Source organism: Lysinibacillus sp. NPDC093210, assembly GCF_044753985.1.
Taxonomy (GTDB): Bacteria; Bacillota; Bacilli; order Bacillales_A; family Planococcaceae; genus Lysinibacillus.
Window position 1 is genome coordinate 82,532 of record NZ_JBIVOE010000002.1, and the last position, 18,205, is coordinate 100,736.

An 18,205-nucleotide genomic window follows, 5' to 3' on the forward strand; every position below is an offset into this window, starting at 1 on the left:
TTTCCTTCAGCATATTAAAAAGCCTACTCTAAAAAAGAGTAGACTTAGGAGTGGATGGCGTCGAATAAAGTGTCAGGCACTCAAACAATTTCAGTTCCTTTTGAGGCAGCGACTAATGCTTCGACTTTAGCAACATTTCCTTCATGCAAAGCCGCCACTATTGTACTGCCTACAATTACGCCATTGCCAAGGGCACCCATGCTCACCACTTGTTGAGGCGTTGAAATACCAAAGCCAGCTAACACAGGTATGTGACTCATTTTACGCAAACGTGCAAAATGACCTTCTAAATCATCTGCAAAGCTTGCGCGAGCTCCAGTAATACCGTTCACAGTTACTGCATAAACGAAACCTTGACTAGCCGCTGCTATACGAGCAATTCGCTCTGGTGGGCTTGTTAACGATACAAGTTGTACAATATCAACACCATGAGGATTTAAAGTTTGACGAAGTATTTCACTTTCCTCAAGGGGTACATCAGGAACGATTAACCCTTTTATCCCCCCTGCTACACAAGCGATGGCAAATTGCTCTAAACCATAAGCTAAAACGGGATTAAAATATGTCATAACAACTAATGGAACTGTAATCTCTTGACGGAATGAGGCAAGCGCTTCTAGTACTTTTCGCAATGTTACACCTTCTGCTAAAGCTCGTTCTCCTGCCTGCTCTATCGTAGGACCATCTGCAACAGGATCGGTAAAAGGAATACCGACTTCAATGGCTGTCACACCCATTTTTTGTAATGACAAAATAGTTGGCTTTAACGTTTCAAGCCCACCGTCTCCTGCCATAATATAGGGCACAAATGCTTTATTACCAGCGTTGTTCACTTGGTCAATTGCCTGCTGTAATGTTGTCATGATTTATCACCTCCAAGTACTGCACGAACAGTATGTACATCCTTATCACCGCGGCCTGATAAACAAACAACAATGATATCACCAGCATTCATTTCTTTTGCAAGCTTTGCTGTATATGCAATAGCATGTGCACTTTCCAGAGCCGGTAAAATACCTTCTGTGCGACTTAATAATTGTAGACCTTCAAGCGCCTCTTTATCTGTAATAGAATCAAAATTTGCGCGTCCGATATCATGCAAATAACAATGCTCTGGTCCCTTCCCAGGATAATCAAGACCTGCTGAAATCGAATGTGCCTCCTGAACAAAACCATTGTCATCTTGAAGTAAATACATGTACGCTCCATGAAGAACGCCTAACTGACCGCCTGCAATGGCAGCAGCGTGTTTCCCTGTATTAATACCACTTCCAGCTGCTTCTACACCATATAACGCTACCGATTCATCATCGACAAATGGATGGAACATGCCAATAGCATTACTACCACCGCCTATACAAGCGACAACGGCATCTGGCAAACGTCCTTCTTTTGCAAGGACTTGTGCTCTTGTCTCCACACCAATGATACGTTGGAAATCACGCACTATTTTCGGGAAGGGATGAGGACCTAGAGCTGAGCCTAAAATATAATGTGTATCTTCGACATTCGTCACCCAGTATCGAAGAGCAGCATTAACTGCATCTTTCAACGTTTTCGAACCTGTTTCAACAGACTCTACCTTTGTGCCAAGTAGCTCCATACGGAAAACATTTAATTGTTGTCGTTTGATATCTTCAGCACCCATAAAAACGACACATTCCAAATTTAACAATGCACAAGCAGTCGCTGTTGCTACACCATGTTGTCCTGCTCCCGTTTCCGCCACTATTTTCTTTTTACCCATGCGCTTGGCAAGAAGCGCTTGACCAATGGCATTATTAATCTTATGGGCGCCTGTATGATTTAAATCTTCACGCTTCAAATAGATTTTGGCTCCACCAAGCTCTTTTGTTAAATTTTCAGCATAGTACAGTGGTGTCTCACGTCCTACATATTCCTGTAAATAATAAGCTAGCTCGTTAGTGAATGTTGGATCTGCCATTGCCTCATCAAAAGATGCTTCTAATTCGATTAATGCCGTCATTAATGTTTCTGGAACATACTGGCCGCCAAATTTCCCGTAGCGCCCTTCCTTCGTCGGTACACTATTTGCGATTGAATTTGTCATTATGCTCTCCCCCTCTTTACTGCTTGTAAAAATGCTTCTATTTTTTTCGTGTCTTTGCTACCCTCTGTCTCAACACCACTTGAAACATCTACCATAGAAGGTGATACAAGTGACAATGCCTCTTGAATATTCTCTAACTTTAAGCCGCCTGCTAGTATTAGCTTGTCACGTTGGATGCCAGCTGCCTCCAGTAATGTCCAATCAAACGTATGACCACTTCCGCCTTTATAATCCGTGCCAGGAGCGTCGAATAAATAATAGTCAACATCATAGTTTGTTGCCACCTGCACATCCTCAGCGCAATGGACAGACAGAGCCTTAATCGAAGGATAGCCCTGCTGAACAATAAAGTCAGGCGTTTCCTCGCCATGATACTGCACATAATCCAATGGCACACTCGAGACTGCCAGTTGTAATTCCTCAGGCGTTGGATTAACAAAAACACCTATTTTCTTAATTCCTTCAGGTACATGTTGGGCCAATTGTTGCGCCTGTTCAATGGACACTTGGCGTTTACTTGGTGCAAAGACAAAACCGATGGCATCCGCTCCTGCTTGCACCGCCGCTTTCACATGCTTTACTTCTTTCAAACCGCAAATTTTCACCTTCGTCATACCGATGCACCCTCTTTATTTACTTGTAAATGTCGAAGCGCACTACCTGCATCGCCACTGCGCATTAATGATTCTCCTACAAGAACAGCGCTTGCTCCCATTGCCGCAACCTTTTTAGCATCTTCATTGTTCCAAATGCCGCTTTCACTAATTAGCACCCGTTGCTCCCCAAATGGAAAAGCCTCTGCAATATCTTTCGTACGTGCTAAATCTACTTCAAATGTGCGTAAATCTCGATTGTTGACACCAATTAACTTTGCCCCTAGAGCTACTGCTCGTTCAAGCTCTTCAATATCGTGAACTTCTACTAACACTTCTAGTCCCAAGCTTGTTGCAAAGCTAAATAATTCTTGTAACGTTGCATCGTCAAGTGCTGCAACAATGAGTAAAATAATAGATGCACCAGCAGCCTTGGCAAATTGAATTTGCACACGATCAATCATAAAATCTTTACAAAGTAGAGGTGTTTGCACAGCTTTCGCAACTGCAGCCAAATCTTCAAACGAACCTTGGAAAAATGCTTTGTCAGTTAAGACTGAAATAGCTGCTGCACCTGCTTCAGCATAAATTTTCGCCTGTTTTACAGGATCAGCGCCTTGTGCAATAAGTCCCTTTGACGGAGAAGCACGTTTCATTTCCGCAATGACTTGCAAAGTGTCAGCAGTGTTTAACGTTGCAAAAAGAGAGTTGCGCTTTATTTCGTTGAAATCGGCTAATGGATCTGGCTGTGTAAGTAATTCGGCTACCTCTATTTTTTTCTGTTCTATAATTTTAGTTAATATATTCATTGCCCAATCTCCACCTCTTTAATTTTCTCACTATAAGCGGCTACTGCCTCTAATTTTTGTAATGCGCGTCCACTGAATATACTATCCCTAGCAATAGCTACACCTTCTTTGACGGTTTGCGCAATCCCATGGCTAAATAAACCAATTCCAGCATTTAGCAATACTGTGTCAAAATAAGCACTTTGTTCACCTGCCAGCAATTTGCGCATAATGGCTGCATTGTCGTTAGCATTGCCACCTCGAATCGCTTCTAAAGGTGCATAGTGAAGTCCTACGTCCTCTGCTGTTAAGGCAAACGGAATCAAATCTCCCTTATCTACTAAGACAAATGTATTTTGACCAGCAAGTGAAGCTTCATCTAAACCCTTTGGACCAGAAACAACTATCGCTCGCTCACGTCCGAGCATTTGTAAAACGGAAGCATATTCCATCACAAAGTTCGGGCGATTAATGCCAGTAAATTGAGTTGATAATGGGACTGGATTTGTCAGCGGCCCGACAAGATTAAAAATAGTTGGCTTTCCTAAGGCACGGCGTACCTCTCCGATACGCTTCAATTTTGGATGTACATTTGGAGCATATAAAAAAGCAATACCTTCTTTTTCTAAAAGCTCTACCGTTTGCTCAATAGAAATATTTGTATGAATACCTAATGCCTCTAACACATCCGCACTACCTGATGCAGATGAAATTTTGCGATTACCATGCTTCGCCATTTTGACACCTGCCCCCGCTAATACAAAGGCCGATGCAGTACTAATATTAAATGTATTTAATCCATCACCACCTGTACCACAGTTATCCATATAGACACCTGCTTTAGCGGGTACTTCCAGTGCAAACGAACGCATAACCGTTGCTAATGCCGCTACTTCATGAGCCGTTTCGCCCTTTGCGGATAAGCTCAATAAAAAATTAGCTATTTCTTCTTTCGGCGTATTTGGTTGGAACATCCATTTTGCAGCTTCTATCATTTCCTCATACATTAAATGCTGGCGCTGCTGAACCTTTCTTTTTATCATTTCCATCATTTTATCTCACCTTCATTTTTCAAATGTTGTAAAAACGACTGTTCTTCCGCTGTTACTTGTTTCTGTACATTTTTCACATTTGAATATTTTGTTACTGTTATCGTGGATTGCATATGCATTGTTTCATTTTCAACAACAATTGACTTACCTGTTAATGCAAAATCTAAATGCCCATTAAATCCTATAAATCCGATAGCACCGCCAAAAACATCTGCTGTTTGAGTTGTCTTTGCTAAATTACTTTCAGCTTGGTGATCTGGCATACCTATAGATGAAAATGGTGGTATTGTCGCAGCTAAGACATCTATTGCATGTAGCATCGGTAATAGTTGCCCTTCTACATAGGATGTCATATGCAGCTTTTGCTTCGAACGCTCAATTCTCATCGCATCAATCACTTGAATAGAATCACGAAAACATACATTTGCTAGCTCTTGTTGTACAGCCGTAACAAGAACTGCATGCGATTTCCTCACTTCAGTATTTTCGTACAGCTTACGTTCATTTTCTCGATCTTCTAAGTTGGTTGTGCCGCGTGGAAAAGAGCCCTCCGTAGGTGTCGCAATAACGCGTTCGCCCTTTACTTGAACCAAACTTTCAGGAGATGTTCCCATCACAATATGATCATCAAATGTTACATAATACATATATGGGGCAGGGTTTTTCTTTCGTAATTGACGATATAATGCAAAGGCATCTCCATGCATAGTAGCCATAAAGTGTTTGGACAGAATAACACGTATATGCTCCTCGCTTAACGTCTCTGTTATATTTGTAACAGATGTTGCAAGTTGTTTTTCTGATAACGGCTTGAGCGCTTGATTGCTCCATGTTGTATCTTCAACTTCTTTGCCTGTTAATAACTGCTGAGCCAATTCCTCTAAATTCGGCTCTTTATTTTCTGCATCGATGTTTGTATGGATTAATGTAACTTCATCCGTTAGATGGTCAAAAACAACAATCGTTTCATAAACATGAAAATGTATATCTGGCCCCTCTATAATTTCTTGATTTCTTGCTACGTTGTTTGTAGCACCACTGCCAATATACCCTATTGCACCACCTGAAAATGGAAATTCAGTCGTATTCGAAATACGAGGCATCAAGCGTTTCAACAATACGAAAATGTCGCCTTTATGTGTGTAGGTTTTTCCCGTTTTATAGGAGTATTCCTTAATCTCATCGCCTATACCTTTATATGTTTTTCGAGGATTGGCACCTATGAACGAATAGCGTCCTGCCCCTTCATGCTGTGCTGAACTTTCTAGCAAAAATTTATGTGTACCTTGCAAGCGTCTAAAAATTAATATTGGTGTTAACGAATCCCCATTTATTTTCTTCACCTTTGTTCTTGAACTAGTTGTTTGCATATCGACTAAACTCCTTTTAAAAATAAATTTTACGTTTCTCGATTTAGCAAAAGCATAAAACAAAACAAAAAAAGCCCTCTGCAAAAAGGAATTTTCCTAATTACAGAGGACGATCATGACCGCGTTGCCACCTCATATTAGAGCTATAAAGCTCTCACTTATGTGCTTCATCATTTTTACCTATAGCAAATAAAATCTATCGCAGTGTTTTTATACGAAAGATTTAATAGGCAAATGTTTTAATTGAAGCACCCCCGATAACGTGGGGAATCCGTTTGCTATTATGCATAGCAACTCTCATAAGTCCATTCACATAAGCTACAAATCAGTTTTCACCATCCACTGACTCTCTAGATTGCACACTTATGCTACTACTCTTATTCAACAATTTCTCAGCTATTCTCGTCTATGCTCTGCTCATCTGTTCTAGGCTGATCTCGCTCCCGAGACCTTCTACCTTATCCGAACGAAAAGTTAGCCTTATTCTATGCCACCCTACAATGATTGTCAACCAATTCTGATAAATAGATTAAAATGCAGCTTATTCTTTTTTGTATTTGTGAGGCACTTTCATTGTTTTTACTAGATAAAAGAGACCGACAAATAAAAGCATAACCCCGAAAATATCCAATACAATATTTTTAAACAATTCATCTTTTACTGTTGTATTTAAAAAGAAAGAGCCCACCAGCACAATCAATAAACTGAATACGATTTTCAGCAATTTCATCGAATATTCCTCCTATAAAATCACTTTTTGGTTTATTTTATCGCATTTATTATATATAATTTTTAGATCATATTTATAGTCTTTTTAATTAAGAAAGGAGTATAATCATGAAAAAATTGTTAAATCTTACATTGTTAATTCTACTAATATTTTTTAATTTCTCTCCCCCCTTAGCAATAGCAGAAGTATCAATCAACAATAAAAGCTTTATCTTAACCGACACTTCAAATAATGAAATTTTCAATGTAACAATAAATATTAATAACGCTATAAAAACGGTGATTGTAGATGACGGATACATAACTGAAAATATTGTTTACGACACAATAAAAAAATGAAATGCTTTTAAACGGTGAAAAAATACCTGATGAAACGGTAAATCTTTAAAATACTTTGCAGAAATTGAAAAAGAAGATACTATAATCAATTACTCTCAATCTGCACTCTTACAAAACCATAGACCAGTCTCTTTATCAATTGACCAAGGAGCTGGAATTGGTTCAACATGGGTCTATGAATTTACAAACTATGGACAGATTAATGTAACTGGCTTAACTAAAGCTGCACTAATAGGAGCACTGGCTGCAATACTTACGAAAAATGTAATAGGTGGTGTTCTAGCTTCTATAGCAACAACAATTTTTTCCTCTGTTTCTTCTGAAAGAGGTAGTGTATATTACAAACACATTAGATATACCAAACCAAACGAACAGTTTCCTTTACTATACAAAAGATATAAAGAAGAAGTATATTTTTATAAATATTCACAGTACACGGGACTTATTGGCACGAAATAATCTATCATTAACACTATAAAATCCAATTATTAAATGTATTGATATTTTAAACAAAAATTTTAATAATTAAGATTTAATAAAACTACTAGTCCTAACATTAAAAAAAGAGCCATCTCAACATCAGTTGAGAATGGCTCTTTTAACTATTTATTAAACAGTAGGTTCGTCTGTTCCCCATTGTTTTTTCTCTTTTTTGCGTAATTGACCATCTGATTTTTTCATCTCGCGCACTTTTAGTGAGTACCAGATTTGGGCTGCAATACAGATAGAAGAATACATACCTGTAATTAAACCAATTAATAACGCAATTGAGAACGTTTCAATTGACGGTGCACCGAAAATAAGGAGCGACACTACAACGATAATTACAGTTAATACCGTATTTACCGAACGTCCCATCGTTTGACGCAACGATTTATTAACAATGTTCGCCAAGACTTCTCGGTCTTGAATTGTATCATATTGCTCTAAGTTTTCACGCATGCGGTCAAATGTAACAATGGTATCGTTAATGGAGTAACCAACAATTGTCAGTACGGCTGCAATAAACGTAATGTCCACTTCTAAGCGCATAAAACTAAAGACAGCAATGATTAGGAATACGTCATGCAGAAGCGATACAATCGCGCCAATACCCATACGCCATTCAAATCGAATCGCTACATAAATGATGATTCCAAGAGCAGCAAGTGCTAATGCTTTAATAGCATTTTTCACGAGCTCTTTACCGATAGTTGGAGATACAGTACTAACTGCAGGCTCATGACCATATTTCTCGCCTACTACCTTCTTGAATTTTAAAACTTCACTTTGTGATAAGTCATCTTTATAACGGATAACCGCCATATTATTTTTCTCACCTGAAAGCACAATATCATCAGATGGGAAACCGATGCTAGACACATATTTTGAAACTTCTTCTTTCGTTAATGTTTGATCCGCTTCTATTTGCGCTCGCGTACCGCTTGAGAAGTCAATCCCAAGATTTAAGCGGAAAATTCCAAGAACGACAATCCCTGCAACTAAAATAGCTAAAGAGAGCGTATAGAATTTTTTACGGTTGTGAACAAAGTCAAAACGATCGAATTTCGTTGATAAATCTAATGTACCAATTTTTTCATCCAAGCTATGTTGTTTAGATTTTGGTATACCAAACCATGCTGGATTATTAAAGTAACCGCTGTTTACAAGTAACCCTAGTAGCACACGAGAACCCCAAACAGCCGTTAGGAAGCTTAATAAGATACTAATGATTAATGTTGTTGCAAATCCTTTAACAGAGCTTGTACCGAAGTAGAATAATACACCTGCAGCTAATAATGTTGTTAGCTGCGCATCGACAATCGCCGATAAAGATTGTTTTGAACCAATCTGGAATGCTTGTTTTACCGAATAACCAACACGTAGCTCTTCTCGAATACGTTCTGCTGCTAGGATATTCGCATCGACTGCCATCCCTATTCCGAGCACGATAGCCGCAATACCTGGCAATGTTAACACGGCATTAATCCAGTCGAACACAACAAGTACTAGGAATGTGAATATAGCAAGTGTAATGATTGAAATAAAGCCAGGTAAACGGTAATAGAATAGCATAAATAAGAAAATTACTATTACGCCCACAATACCTGCAAATACTGTACTTTTTAATGCTTGGTCACCGAATTGTGCACCAACTGATGTAGAGTAAATCTCATCAAGTTTCACAGGAAGTGCCCCTGCATTTAAAATACCTGCTAAATTTTTTGTTTCGTCCACTGTAAAGTTACCACTGATCATTACATCTGTAGTATTTAACGTTTGACTAACAGTTGCTGCAGAAGCATAGCGAGGTTTCGCTTTTTGTGATTCCGCTTTATATGAATCGACACCTTCTTCAAAGTCTAGCCATACAACCAGTAAATTTTGGCCTTGTGGTTTGGCAGCAATTTTACTCGTAATATCCGCAAATTTTTTCGCATCTTTTAACGTTAGCGAAACAATTGGACGGTTTTGTTGGTCAAAAGAAGCTGACGCACCATCAGCCTTTAAATCATCACCATCTAAAAGTAAATTATCATCGACATCACGGAATGTTAAATTCGCAGATGTAGATAGCATTTTACGAGCAGATTCTTGGTCTTCAACCCCCGCTAATTGCACGCGAATACGGTTTTTGTCTTCAACCTGTATGCTTGGTTCACTTACCCCAATTGCATTGACACGGTTACTAAGCGCTGTTGCCGTTGCGGTTACAACCTCTGGTGTGATTTTTTGTCCTTCTTTTAATTCATTGACCTCATAAAGTACCTCAAACCCGCCTTGTAAATCAAGACCAAGCTTAATGTCCTTTAAGACGCCATCTACAGTCGTACCCATGGAAGCTGCAAATAGCACCAAAAGTAGCACGAATGCAACAATTCGACTTCTTAATTTCATCTATAAATCCTCCTCGAATTGGTGCAAGGGCATCCCTTACACTGCAAACAAGTATACTAGCAATACCTTTTGAAACTTGTATTCCTCCTTTACCTTAGAATAATTGTAGCTCGTGCTTCAAAAGGGTTGCTTTACTTATTTTAATCGTTCAATAACGCGCAAATCCCGTACTAATAGAAGATGCGTCTCCCATTTCATTATGAATAGTAAGCGGAACATTTATGTAGGGAAATCAAAATTCCTTACAACTTTTTACAGCCTTTTTTTCGATATGGCTTGTACAAAGTAAAAAAGCGCAACACACTCATTATGAAACACGTTGCGCTTGGTGTCAATTCAACACTGTAGGATTCTTATTAATCTTTTACAGAACCGACATATTCTGCTTGTGTTTTCACCGGACCAAGCAATGATTTTAGCTCCTCTGTGTTTATTTCTGCAAACCAATCATCACTTTGCAAAAACTCTACTTGGTTGAATGAGACAATATCAGACGGTGATACTGCAAAAATAGTAGCAATAACTTCATATAAGCGCAATTGCTCTACATTTTTTTTCCGCCATTTTTTTTCTACGCAAAAACGCCATAATTCTTCTGCTGTAATCGCATCATAATTATAATACTTAAATTCTGCAATCTTACTATCAATTGCCGGACGAATTTTTTCAAATAGTTGTGCATGTTGCATACTCATTTTGAATCATCTCCAATCAAAGTTGTATCGTAAGAAGTGTTTGCATACAAATAGTGTAAATGAATTTTTGCGGCTTGAGAAGGGACGGATGGCATGAGTTCTTTTGTAAGAGGTACACTATTTTTAATGTTTGTGATTTTCTTATCTAAACTCTTTGGCTTCTTTTATAGAATGCAGTTTATGCGTATTGCCGGTGAAGAGGCAGTCGGTATTTATATGACCGCCTATCCTGCATTTATTTTCTTCATCTCACTCATTCAACTTGGACTACCTATCGCTGTAGCAAAAATTGTAGCTGAATTACTAGCAAAAAATAAACGCGAAAGCATTTTTGGCGTTATGCGTACAGCAATCCTTTGGTCGTTTATCGGTATGATTGTTTTTATGCCACTCGTTGCACTTACGATACCTTATATCTCTACTACGCTGTTACATAATGAACAAACTACCTTTACACTTTGGATTGCACTCTTTGCTGTGCCAGTTTCGGTCGGTTCAGGATTACTCCGCGCTTATTTACAGGGCGTTGCTAAAATTACACCAACTGCATGGGCACAAATGCTTGAACAAGTTGTTCGTATCGGGTTTATTACCTTCATGTTACCATTGGTTGCTGCTTATAATAATGCTTCGATAACTGCAGCTTCTGCAATGGGTATTACACTGTTAGCTGAAGTAGTTGCTTTCTTGTATTTATGGCTACATTATACGGTATCAAAGAAAAAATTATTGCCAAGAAAAAGCAAAGTGGAGTCCTATCCTGCTTCACCTATGTTGCGGGTTGCCGTACCTTCAGCGGGAAGCAAACTATTTGGCTCTTTCACTTGGTTTTTAGAACCAATTATCTTTTTAAAGGCATTAACGATGGCAGGATTGACAGCGTCTGCTGCGACTATATTATACGGAGTTATTTCAGGAGTTTTAGTGCCCCTGCTATTATTCCCAGCCTTTGTATCCACAGCACTTTCAATTGTGCTTATTCCTGCTGTCAGTGATGCAGTCGCTCGTCAACATAACGCTCTTTTACAGGAACGTATATCCGTTTCTCTACGCTTATCTTCATTGGTAGGTTGCGTCGCTGCTACGTATTTTTTCGTACACGGTGATGACTTAGCAATGAAATTATTTCACTTAGAAGAAAATAGAGGCTATGTGAAAATTTTAGCACCCATTTTTTATTTTTATTACATTCAAAGTCCATTACATTCGATTTTACAAGCTGTCGGTGAAGCTCGTGCTGCAATGATGAATTCAATATACGGTGGTCTTGGCAAACTATTCGTCATGTTTGTACTGGCCTCTCAACCTGGGATACAAGAAAAAGGTGCTGTTGTAGCAATTGGCTTCGGTGTTTTACTAACATCGTTCTTACATATTGCTACAGTTAGACAACGTAAAAATTTACGCGCAGGCTTCCGTATGTTTGTTGTACCTTATAGTTGTTTTATTGGCGTTTGTATTGCGCAATATTTCTTCATGCAAATTATGCCACTACCATTCCTATTAAGTAGCTGTGTTACATTATTTTTACTATTTACGCTGTTATTAATGACCAACCAATTACGCTTTACAGATTTCCTTTATATTCGTAAATTAGCCAAGAAGGTTTAAAATTCCTTTAATTGAATATGGAGTCGATTGTCTTCCCATATACAAAAGAACACTGTACTAGTATCCTGAATATTATTTTTAGCTAGCTCATCCATTAACCAATCCTCATCTTTATGAATTAGCAATAAATGTCTATCTTGTATATCACCATCAATTATAAGCGGATAGACAAATGCCTTCTCATCCTTTTTATAAACGGAAAGATTGCCAGAAGGCTCTAAATAGGCAAAAGCGATTTCAGTAACTGAGGCAATACCTTTTTCCCGTAGTTGCTGACATAGGTCATCTAAATTATAGCGTTGCTTCCGCATTTCTTTTTCTTGGATAATCCCATCTTTAACGAGCAATGCTGGATCACCATCTACTAAATCACGTATCTTTTTATTTTTTAACGATAAATAAGCACTCAATATTTGAATAAAGAGCAAAATAATAATCGGTAAAATGGCATTAAATAAAGGATTTTCATAATCATCAAGTGCAAAAGCAGCAACTTCCGCAATCAAAACAAACACGACTAAATCGATGACAGAAAGTTCACCTACTTCTCGTTTACCCATTAAACGAAAAACAATAAGTATAAACACATATAAAAAGCACGTTCTAAAAATAATTGTTAAATATTCTTCCATCCAGACACCCCCACAATATCAAGGTGACCGTATCAGTTGCTTTTTATACAAAAAAGCTGTGTCAAAAATGCGCACATTTCGACAAAGCTTTTAAAATTGCAAAGGCGTTGTCCAAAAATTATTTGGGACAACGCCTTATATTATTATACTTGGTCATTTACGACACGTCCAATTGCTTGACGGTCAAATTTAACGCGAACATTATCAGCGATAACTAAAGTGATAGCAGTATCCTCAATTGAGTCGATAACACCATGTAAGCCACCGATTGTAATAACTTTATCACCGCGCTGTAAGCTACTTTGCATATTTTGCGTTTCTTGCTGTCTCTTTTTAGCAGGACGGATTAAAATGAACCACATCGCCACGAACATCAATATAATAGGCGCAAATCCTAAAATTGATTCCATATTCATATTGTTAGCCCCCTTTCCAAATCTCACTTTTTTAGTATAGACTATTTCACCCTAAAAAAGCGATGGACAAGCCCAAAATTTTTCTATATTATCAATAGTTTTTCTATAACAGGTAAATTTTCGCTAAGACTCATTCCATTTTTAGAAGTTTTTAGCATCTGGCCCATTAAAACCGTATTTCTCGAAAAATTCTTCACGGAAATCACCAAGACGATCCTCACGAATAGCCTCACGCACTTGCTCCATGAGCTTCAGTAAAAAATGTAAGTTATGATAAGAAGTTAAACGTATACCGAATGTCTCTTCTGTACGAATTAAATGACGAACATACGCACGAGAATAATTTTTACATGTGTAGCAATCACAGTTTGGATCAATTGGACCAAAATCACGTGCATATTTCGCATTTTTAACGACTAAACGGCCTTCAGATGTCATTAATGTACCATTGCGTGCAATTCGTGTTGGTAATACACAGTCAAACATATCGATTCCTCGAATAGCGCCGTCAATAAGAGAGTCTGGAGAACCAACACCCATTAAATAACGCGGCTTATTGGATGGCATTAACGGTGTCGTAAATTCTAGCACTCGGTTCATCACATCTTTAGGTTCGCCTACTGATAAGCCCCCTATTGCATAACCAGGAAAATCAAGCTCTACTAATGCTTCAGCAGAGCGACGACGTAATTCCTCGAATTCCCCACCTTGAATAATGCCGAACAGGCCTTGATCTTCTGGACGACCATGCGCTTCTTTGCATCGCTTTGCCCATCGCGTTGTTCTGTCTACTGATTTCAGCATATAGTCATATGTCGCTGGGTAAGGTGGGCATTCATCAAATGCCATCATAATGTCTGATCCTAAATCATTTTGAATTTCCATCGCCTTTTCTGGACTTAAAAACAGCTTATCTCCATTTAAATGGTTACGGAAATGGACACCTTCTTCTTCAATTTTACGGAATTGGCTCAATGAAAACACTTGGAAGCCACCTGAATCCGTTAAAATCGGGCGATCCCAGTTCATAAATTTATGCAGTCCACCTGCTTCCTTCACAATATCATTGCCTGGACGAAGCCATAAATGGTACGTATTTGAAAGAATAATGCCCGCATTCATTTCTTTTAATTCCTCAGGAGACATCGTTTTAACGGTCGCTTGAGTCCCCACAGGCATAAATGCTGGTGTTTCAAAAGAGCCATGTGGTGTATGCACGATGCCTAGTCGTGCTCCTGTTTGCTTACATGTATGAAGTAGCTCATAACGAATTGCTGGTTGTGTCATAAAATAATAAATCCTCTCTTATCTAAAGTAAAAACAGTACTCCGATTTTTTAAATTTTTCATTTGAAAAATCAATATCAACATTCAACTGTCTTAATAGAATGTTGATCAAACATTATTTACGAATTGAACTTGGACGTATAAACATAGCGTCCCCAAAGCTGAAGAAGCGATATTTTTCTTCTACTGCCTGATTGTAGGCGCTTAAAATCGTATCTTTCGTCGCAAGTGTACTAACAAGCATCACTAAAGTCGATTTCGGTAAATGGAAGTTTGTAATTAAACCATCCACTACAGTAAATTTATAGCCTGGATAAATGAAAATAGATGTCCAACCTTGCTCTGCCCGTACTTCTCCATACTTAGAGCCGATTGTTTCGAGCGTACGAGTAGATGTTGTACCAACAGCTATCACATTACCACCATTAGCTTTCACTCGGTTAATCGTAGCAGCCGCTTCTTCTGTTACACTATAAAATTCAGCATGCATTTCGTGATTTTCTATCGAGTCGACACTCACAGGACGGAATGTTCCAAGACCAACATGCAGCGTTATAAAAACAATTTCCACACCTTTTGCGCGAACTTGGTCTAATAATTCTTGCGTAAAATGAAGACCTGCTGTTGGTGCTGCAGCCGAGCCGCGTTCTTTCGCATATACAGTTTGATAACGCTCACTGTCATCTAATTTTTCGCGAATATATGGAGGCAATGGCATTTCTCCAAGTTGCTCCAAAATTTCGTAAAAAATACCGTCGTATTTAAATTCAAACATACGGCCACCATGGTCTAACTCAGCTGTACAAGTAGCGGTTAGTAAACCGTCGCCAAATGTCACAACGGTACCCACTTTAACACGTTTTGCTGGCTTTACAAGCGTTTCCCATTCATCAGTGCCTGCTGTTTGCTTTAAAAGCAAAACTTCAATATGTGCGCCTGTTTCCTCTTTCACACCCATTAAACGTGCTGGTAATACTCTTGTATCATTTAATACAAGACAGTCACCAGCATGTAGCTCATTTAATATATGGGCAAAATGATGATGCTCGACTTTTTCTGAGCCCGGTGTCACGACCATTAAACGGCTTGCCGTACGATCGACAAGTGGCGTTTGTGCAATGAGCTCCTCTGGTAATTCAAAATCAAAATCTTCTACACGCATTGAAAAAACTTCCTTCTTTTATGTTTGTTGTGGATAATCATATCCAAAATGTTCGTAAGCAAGATGCGTTGCAACACGTCCACGCGGTGTACGTTGAATAAAGCCTATTTGCATTAAATAAGGCTCGTACACATCTTCTATCGTCACTCGTTCTTCACCTATGGAGGCAGCAAGTGTATCTAAGCCTACTGGGCCACCACGGAAGCGCTCAATCATATTGGTCACAAGTTTATGGTCAATATGGTCAAGCCCTCTAGGATCAACTTGTAAAAGTTCTAGCGCTTGCTTGGCAAGGTCCTCCGTTATCATACCATCTCCAAGCACTTGTGCATAATCTCGCACTCGTTTAAGTAGGCGGTTAGCGATACGGGGCGTGCCACGAGAGCGTCTTGCCATTTCACCTGCGGCTATTTGCTCAATATCGACATCAAATAAATGCGCGCTTCTAACTACAATTTCAGCTAGTGATGTATCATCATAAAATTCTAGACGTAGCAGAACACCGAATCGATCTCGCAGTGGCGCTGACAACGCTCCCGCTCTTGTAGTTGCCCCAACGAGTGTAAAAGGTGGCAAATCAAGACGGACAGAACGTGCTTCAGGGCCTTTTCCAACAACGATATCTAAACAAAAATCCTCCATTGCCGGATAAAGTACCTCTTCAATTGCACGGGGAAGGCGATGAATTTCATCAATAAATAATACATCCCCCGGCTCCAGTGAGCTTAAAATTGCGGCTAAATCTCCTGGACGTTCAATAGCAGGGCCACTCGTCATACGAACATTAACATTCATTTCATTTGCAATAATCGCGGCTAATGTCGTCTTTCCCAATCCAGGAGGACCATATAATAGTACATGATCCAAACTTTCCTGCCGAAGCTTCGCCGCTTCAATGAAAATTTGTAAGTTCTCTTTTACCTTCTGCTGTCCAATATATTGAGCTAATCTTTGTGGTCTTAGAGATAATTCAAATTGTTCATCATAACTACCTGCTTCACTTGCTATCATGCGCTCTGACATGTACCTGCCCCCCTTTCATTATTTTAACTTTAGTAGAAGCTGTAATGCTTGCTTCATATAGGCATCTGTTGTTTCCAGCTTGTCATTATCTTCAAGAAGCGGTCGAATTTTATCGAGTTCTTTTTCCGAATAGCCAAGTGCCATTAATGCTAGAATGGCTTCTTCTAGTTCATGCTTATATGGATTTACGCCAAATAATGGTAACTCATCCTCAGAGCTAGGTAACTCAATTGTGTCAAGTAAAGAACCAAGTTTGCCTTTCAAATCTAGAATCATTTGACGTGCTGTCTTTTTACCAACACCAGGGAATTTCACTAAAAATGCTTCATCTTCTCGCTCGATGGCACTGATTACTTGTTGTGGGTTGCCTGTCGCTAAAATCGCAAGCGCACCTTTGGGCCCAATGCCCGACACTAAAATTAATTTTCGGAACAGCTCTCGTTGGTCTAAATTTGGAAAGCCATACAGCATTTGTGCATCTTCTCGAACATGTAGATGTACGTATATTTGTTGTTCTACGGCTGTCGCACGAAATGCAAATGGATTAGGTGTATTCAACTGCCAGCCAATCCCTTGTTGCTCCAGAACGATATACTCAGGCGTAATACGCACTACTTGTCCTTTTAAATAATCATACATGTAAAATCCCTCACATTCATCGTCTTCGATTATAGCATATAGCGAACGAATGCTCGACTATATAAATGGCGATCGTACCGTTCACATGCAAAAATGACCGCCTCGTGGACGGTCATTTCTTCATCACTCTATCAATATCGTACCACAGTTTCGGCCAGTATGTTAAGGCTCGCTTAGTAAACGGTATTAAATAATCTAAAAATACTAGCTGTTGTTCTAGAGGCAAATCTACAGCAAATAACCACTCTCGTAATAACTCATTCGGAAACTTTAAACGATGTAACTTTCTCTTATCTAACCGTTGAAGCTCTGGTAATTCGTTCAATATACTATCAATATTATAATCTACTGCAGGTAATACACGATGCAGCCATAATATATATTCATCATCGGCTTCACCAAGATGTGCAAGATCAAAATCGATTAAGCGTAATTCCCCATCTGAACACCATAAGAAATTGTGATGAACGACATCACCATGTAGCAACGTTATATCTTTTTCTGGCACATTTTCTTGTTCCATTAACTGCAAAGCCTTTTCACTAAAATGAATGATTTGATCCACTTCTTCTCTCGTTAAAAATGTTCTAAATTCATTTCGTCTACTTTTAAAACGCATATGACGCATCTGCCATTTTAATAGCTGTGAGAAGGTATACAAACCTGGCACTCGTTGCCACGCAATTTTTTGATTTGTATCATGCAGTGTGTTTAATAACTTTAAAGATTGTTCTCTATCTTTTTTATGTGCAAAATTTGCACTGTGGCTTCCCTCTTGCCACATTTGAACGATAAGTTGCTCATCATCACTTTTTACTAAAGGCAGGACGAGGGAGGGCTCTATTCGTCCAAGTTGACGATGAATTGCCCTCACCTTATCTGCTATTTCTAACTGCTTTGCTCGTTTCACAAAATAATGATT

General features: G+C 38.9%; 18 protein-coding genes and 1 other annotated feature. Of the genes, 2 read left to right on the plus strand and 16 right to left on the minus strand.

Annotated elements, in window-relative coordinates:
* Nucleotides 1–80: 80 nt before the first annotated feature.
* The 7 genes from trpA to ACIP9C_RS06030 all read right to left on the minus strand — a co-directional run bounded on the left by trpA (nucleotide 81) and on the right by ACIP9C_RS06030 (nucleotide 6,604).
* Nucleotides 81–863, minus strand: a complete 783-nt coding sequence (gene trpA, locus ACIP9C_RS06000) for a tryptophan synthase subunit alpha (protein ID WP_401009250.1) — start codon at nucleotides 861–863, stop codon at nucleotides 81–83.
* Nucleotides 860–2,071 carry a tryptophan synthase subunit beta gene (gene trpB, locus ACIP9C_RS06005; protein ID WP_401009251.1) on the minus strand — a complete coding sequence of 404 codons (1,212 nt, stop codon included), beginning with the start codon at nucleotides 2,069–2,071 and terminating at the stop codon, nucleotides 860–862. The genes trpA and trpB overlap by 4 nt, the downstream gene beginning before the upstream one ends.
* Nucleotides 2,071–2,685 carry a phosphoribosylanthranilate isomerase gene (locus ACIP9C_RS06010; protein WP_401009252.1) on the minus strand — a complete coding sequence of 205 codons (615 nt, stop codon included), beginning with the start codon at nucleotides 2,683–2,685 and terminating at the stop codon, nucleotides 2,071–2,073. Before ACIP9C_RS06010 ends, trpB begins: the two co-directional genes overlap by 1 nt.
* Nucleotides 2,682–3,473 (minus strand): indole-3-glycerol phosphate synthase TrpC, encoded by a 792-nt coding sequence (gene trpC / locus ACIP9C_RS06015; RefSeq protein WP_401009253.1) that lies wholly within the window; start codon nucleotides 3,471–3,473, stop codon nucleotides 2,682–2,684. Before trpC ends, ACIP9C_RS06010 begins: the two co-directional genes overlap by 4 nt.
* Nucleotides 3,470–4,501, minus strand: a complete 1,032-nt coding sequence (gene trpD / locus ACIP9C_RS06020; protein ID WP_401009860.1) for an anthranilate phosphoribosyltransferase — start codon at nucleotides 4,499–4,501, stop codon at nucleotides 3,470–3,472. Before trpD ends, trpC begins: the two co-directional genes overlap by 4 nt.
* Nucleotides 4,501–5,874 carry a chorismate-binding protein gene (locus ACIP9C_RS06025; protein WP_401009254.1) on the minus strand — a complete coding sequence of 458 codons (1,374 nt, stop codon included), beginning with the start codon at nucleotides 5,872–5,874 and terminating at the stop codon, nucleotides 4,501–4,503. Before ACIP9C_RS06025 ends, trpD begins: the two co-directional genes overlap by 1 nt.
* A gap of 102 nt (nucleotides 5,875–5,976) precedes the next feature.
* Nucleotides 5,977–6,268: a binding site (T-box leader), on the minus strand.
* Between the two features lie 147 nt (nucleotides 6,269–6,415).
* A complete protein-coding gene (locus ACIP9C_RS06030; protein ID WP_401009255.1) occupies nucleotides 6,416–6,604 on the minus strand; it encodes a hypothetical protein in 189 nt (62 codons plus the stop codon).
* Between the two features lie 107 nt (nucleotides 6,605–6,711).
* On the opposite strand from ACIP9C_RS06030, the gene ACIP9C_RS06035 reads away from it, so the two are divergent.
* A complete protein-coding gene (locus ACIP9C_RS06035; protein WP_401009256.1) occupies nucleotides 6,712–6,942 on the plus strand; it encodes a hypothetical protein in 231 nt (76 codons plus the stop codon).
* A 609-nt stretch (nucleotides 6,943–7,551) separates the two neighbouring features.
* Here the strand turns inward: ACIP9C_RS06035 and secDF are convergent.
* The gene (gene secDF, locus ACIP9C_RS06040) at nucleotides 7,552–9,819 is read right to left on the minus strand and encodes a protein translocase subunit SecDF (RefSeq protein ID WP_401009257.1); all 2,268 of its coding nucleotides are present in this window, start codon (nucleotides 9,817–9,819) and stop codon (nucleotides 7,552–7,554) included.
* 356 nt (nucleotides 9,820–10,175) lie between these two features.
* Nucleotides 10,176–10,514, minus strand: a complete 339-nt coding sequence (locus tag ACIP9C_RS06045; protein WP_401009258.1) for a post-transcriptional regulator — start codon at nucleotides 10,512–10,514, stop codon at nucleotides 10,176–10,178.
* A 93-nt stretch (nucleotides 10,515–10,607) separates the two neighbouring features.
* Between ACIP9C_RS06045 and ACIP9C_RS06050 the strand changes: the two genes are divergently transcribed.
* A complete protein-coding gene (locus ACIP9C_RS06050; protein ID WP_401009259.1) occupies nucleotides 10,608–12,125 on the plus strand; it encodes a putative polysaccharide biosynthesis protein in 1,518 nt (505 codons plus the stop codon).
* Here the strand turns inward: ACIP9C_RS06050 and ACIP9C_RS06055 are convergent.
* The 7 genes from ACIP9C_RS06055 to ACIP9C_RS06085 all read right to left on the minus strand — a co-directional run bounded on the left by ACIP9C_RS06055 (nucleotide 12,122) and on the right by ACIP9C_RS06085 (nucleotide 18,193).
* Nucleotides 12,122–12,757 (minus strand): DUF421 domain-containing protein, encoded by a 636-nt coding sequence (locus ACIP9C_RS06055; RefSeq protein WP_401009260.1) that lies wholly within the window; start codon nucleotides 12,755–12,757, stop codon nucleotides 12,122–12,124. The two genes, ACIP9C_RS06050 and ACIP9C_RS06055, sit on opposite strands and share 4 nt — an antisense overlap.
* Nucleotides 12,758–12,900: 143 nt before the next feature.
* Nucleotides 12,901–13,167, minus strand: a complete 267-nt coding sequence (yajC, locus tag ACIP9C_RS06060) for a preprotein translocase subunit YajC (protein WP_401009861.1) — start codon at nucleotides 13,165–13,167, stop codon at nucleotides 12,901–12,903.
* A 147-nt stretch (nucleotides 13,168–13,314) separates the two neighbouring features.
* Entirely contained in the window at nucleotides 13,315–14,460 is a 1,146-nt protein-coding gene (gene tgt, locus ACIP9C_RS06065; RefSeq protein WP_401009261.1) for a tRNA guanosine(34) transglycosylase Tgt, read from the minus strand.
* 114 nt (nucleotides 14,461–14,574) lie between these two features.
* Entirely contained in the window at nucleotides 14,575–15,621 is a 1,047-nt protein-coding gene (gene queA / locus ACIP9C_RS06070; RefSeq protein WP_401009262.1) for a tRNA preQ1(34) S-adenosylmethionine ribosyltransferase-isomerase QueA, read from the minus strand.
* An 18-nt stretch (nucleotides 15,622–15,639) separates the two neighbouring features.
* Nucleotides 15,640–16,644 (minus strand): Holliday junction branch migration DNA helicase RuvB, encoded by a 1,005-nt coding sequence (gene ruvB / locus ACIP9C_RS06075; RefSeq protein WP_340823427.1) that lies wholly within the window; start codon nucleotides 16,642–16,644, stop codon nucleotides 15,640–15,642.
* Nucleotides 16,645–16,662: 18 nt separating this feature from the next.
* Nucleotides 16,663–17,283 carry a Holliday junction branch migration protein RuvA gene (ruvA, locus tag ACIP9C_RS06080; RefSeq protein ID WP_401009263.1) on the minus strand — a complete coding sequence of 207 codons (621 nt, stop codon included), beginning with the start codon at nucleotides 17,281–17,283 and terminating at the stop codon, nucleotides 16,663–16,665.
* A gap of 112 nt (nucleotides 17,284–17,395) precedes the next feature.
* A complete protein-coding gene (locus ACIP9C_RS06085; RefSeq protein WP_401009264.1) occupies nucleotides 17,396–18,193 on the minus strand; it encodes a phosphotransferase in 798 nt (265 codons plus the stop codon).
* Nucleotides 18,194–18,205 lie beyond the last annotated feature (12 nt).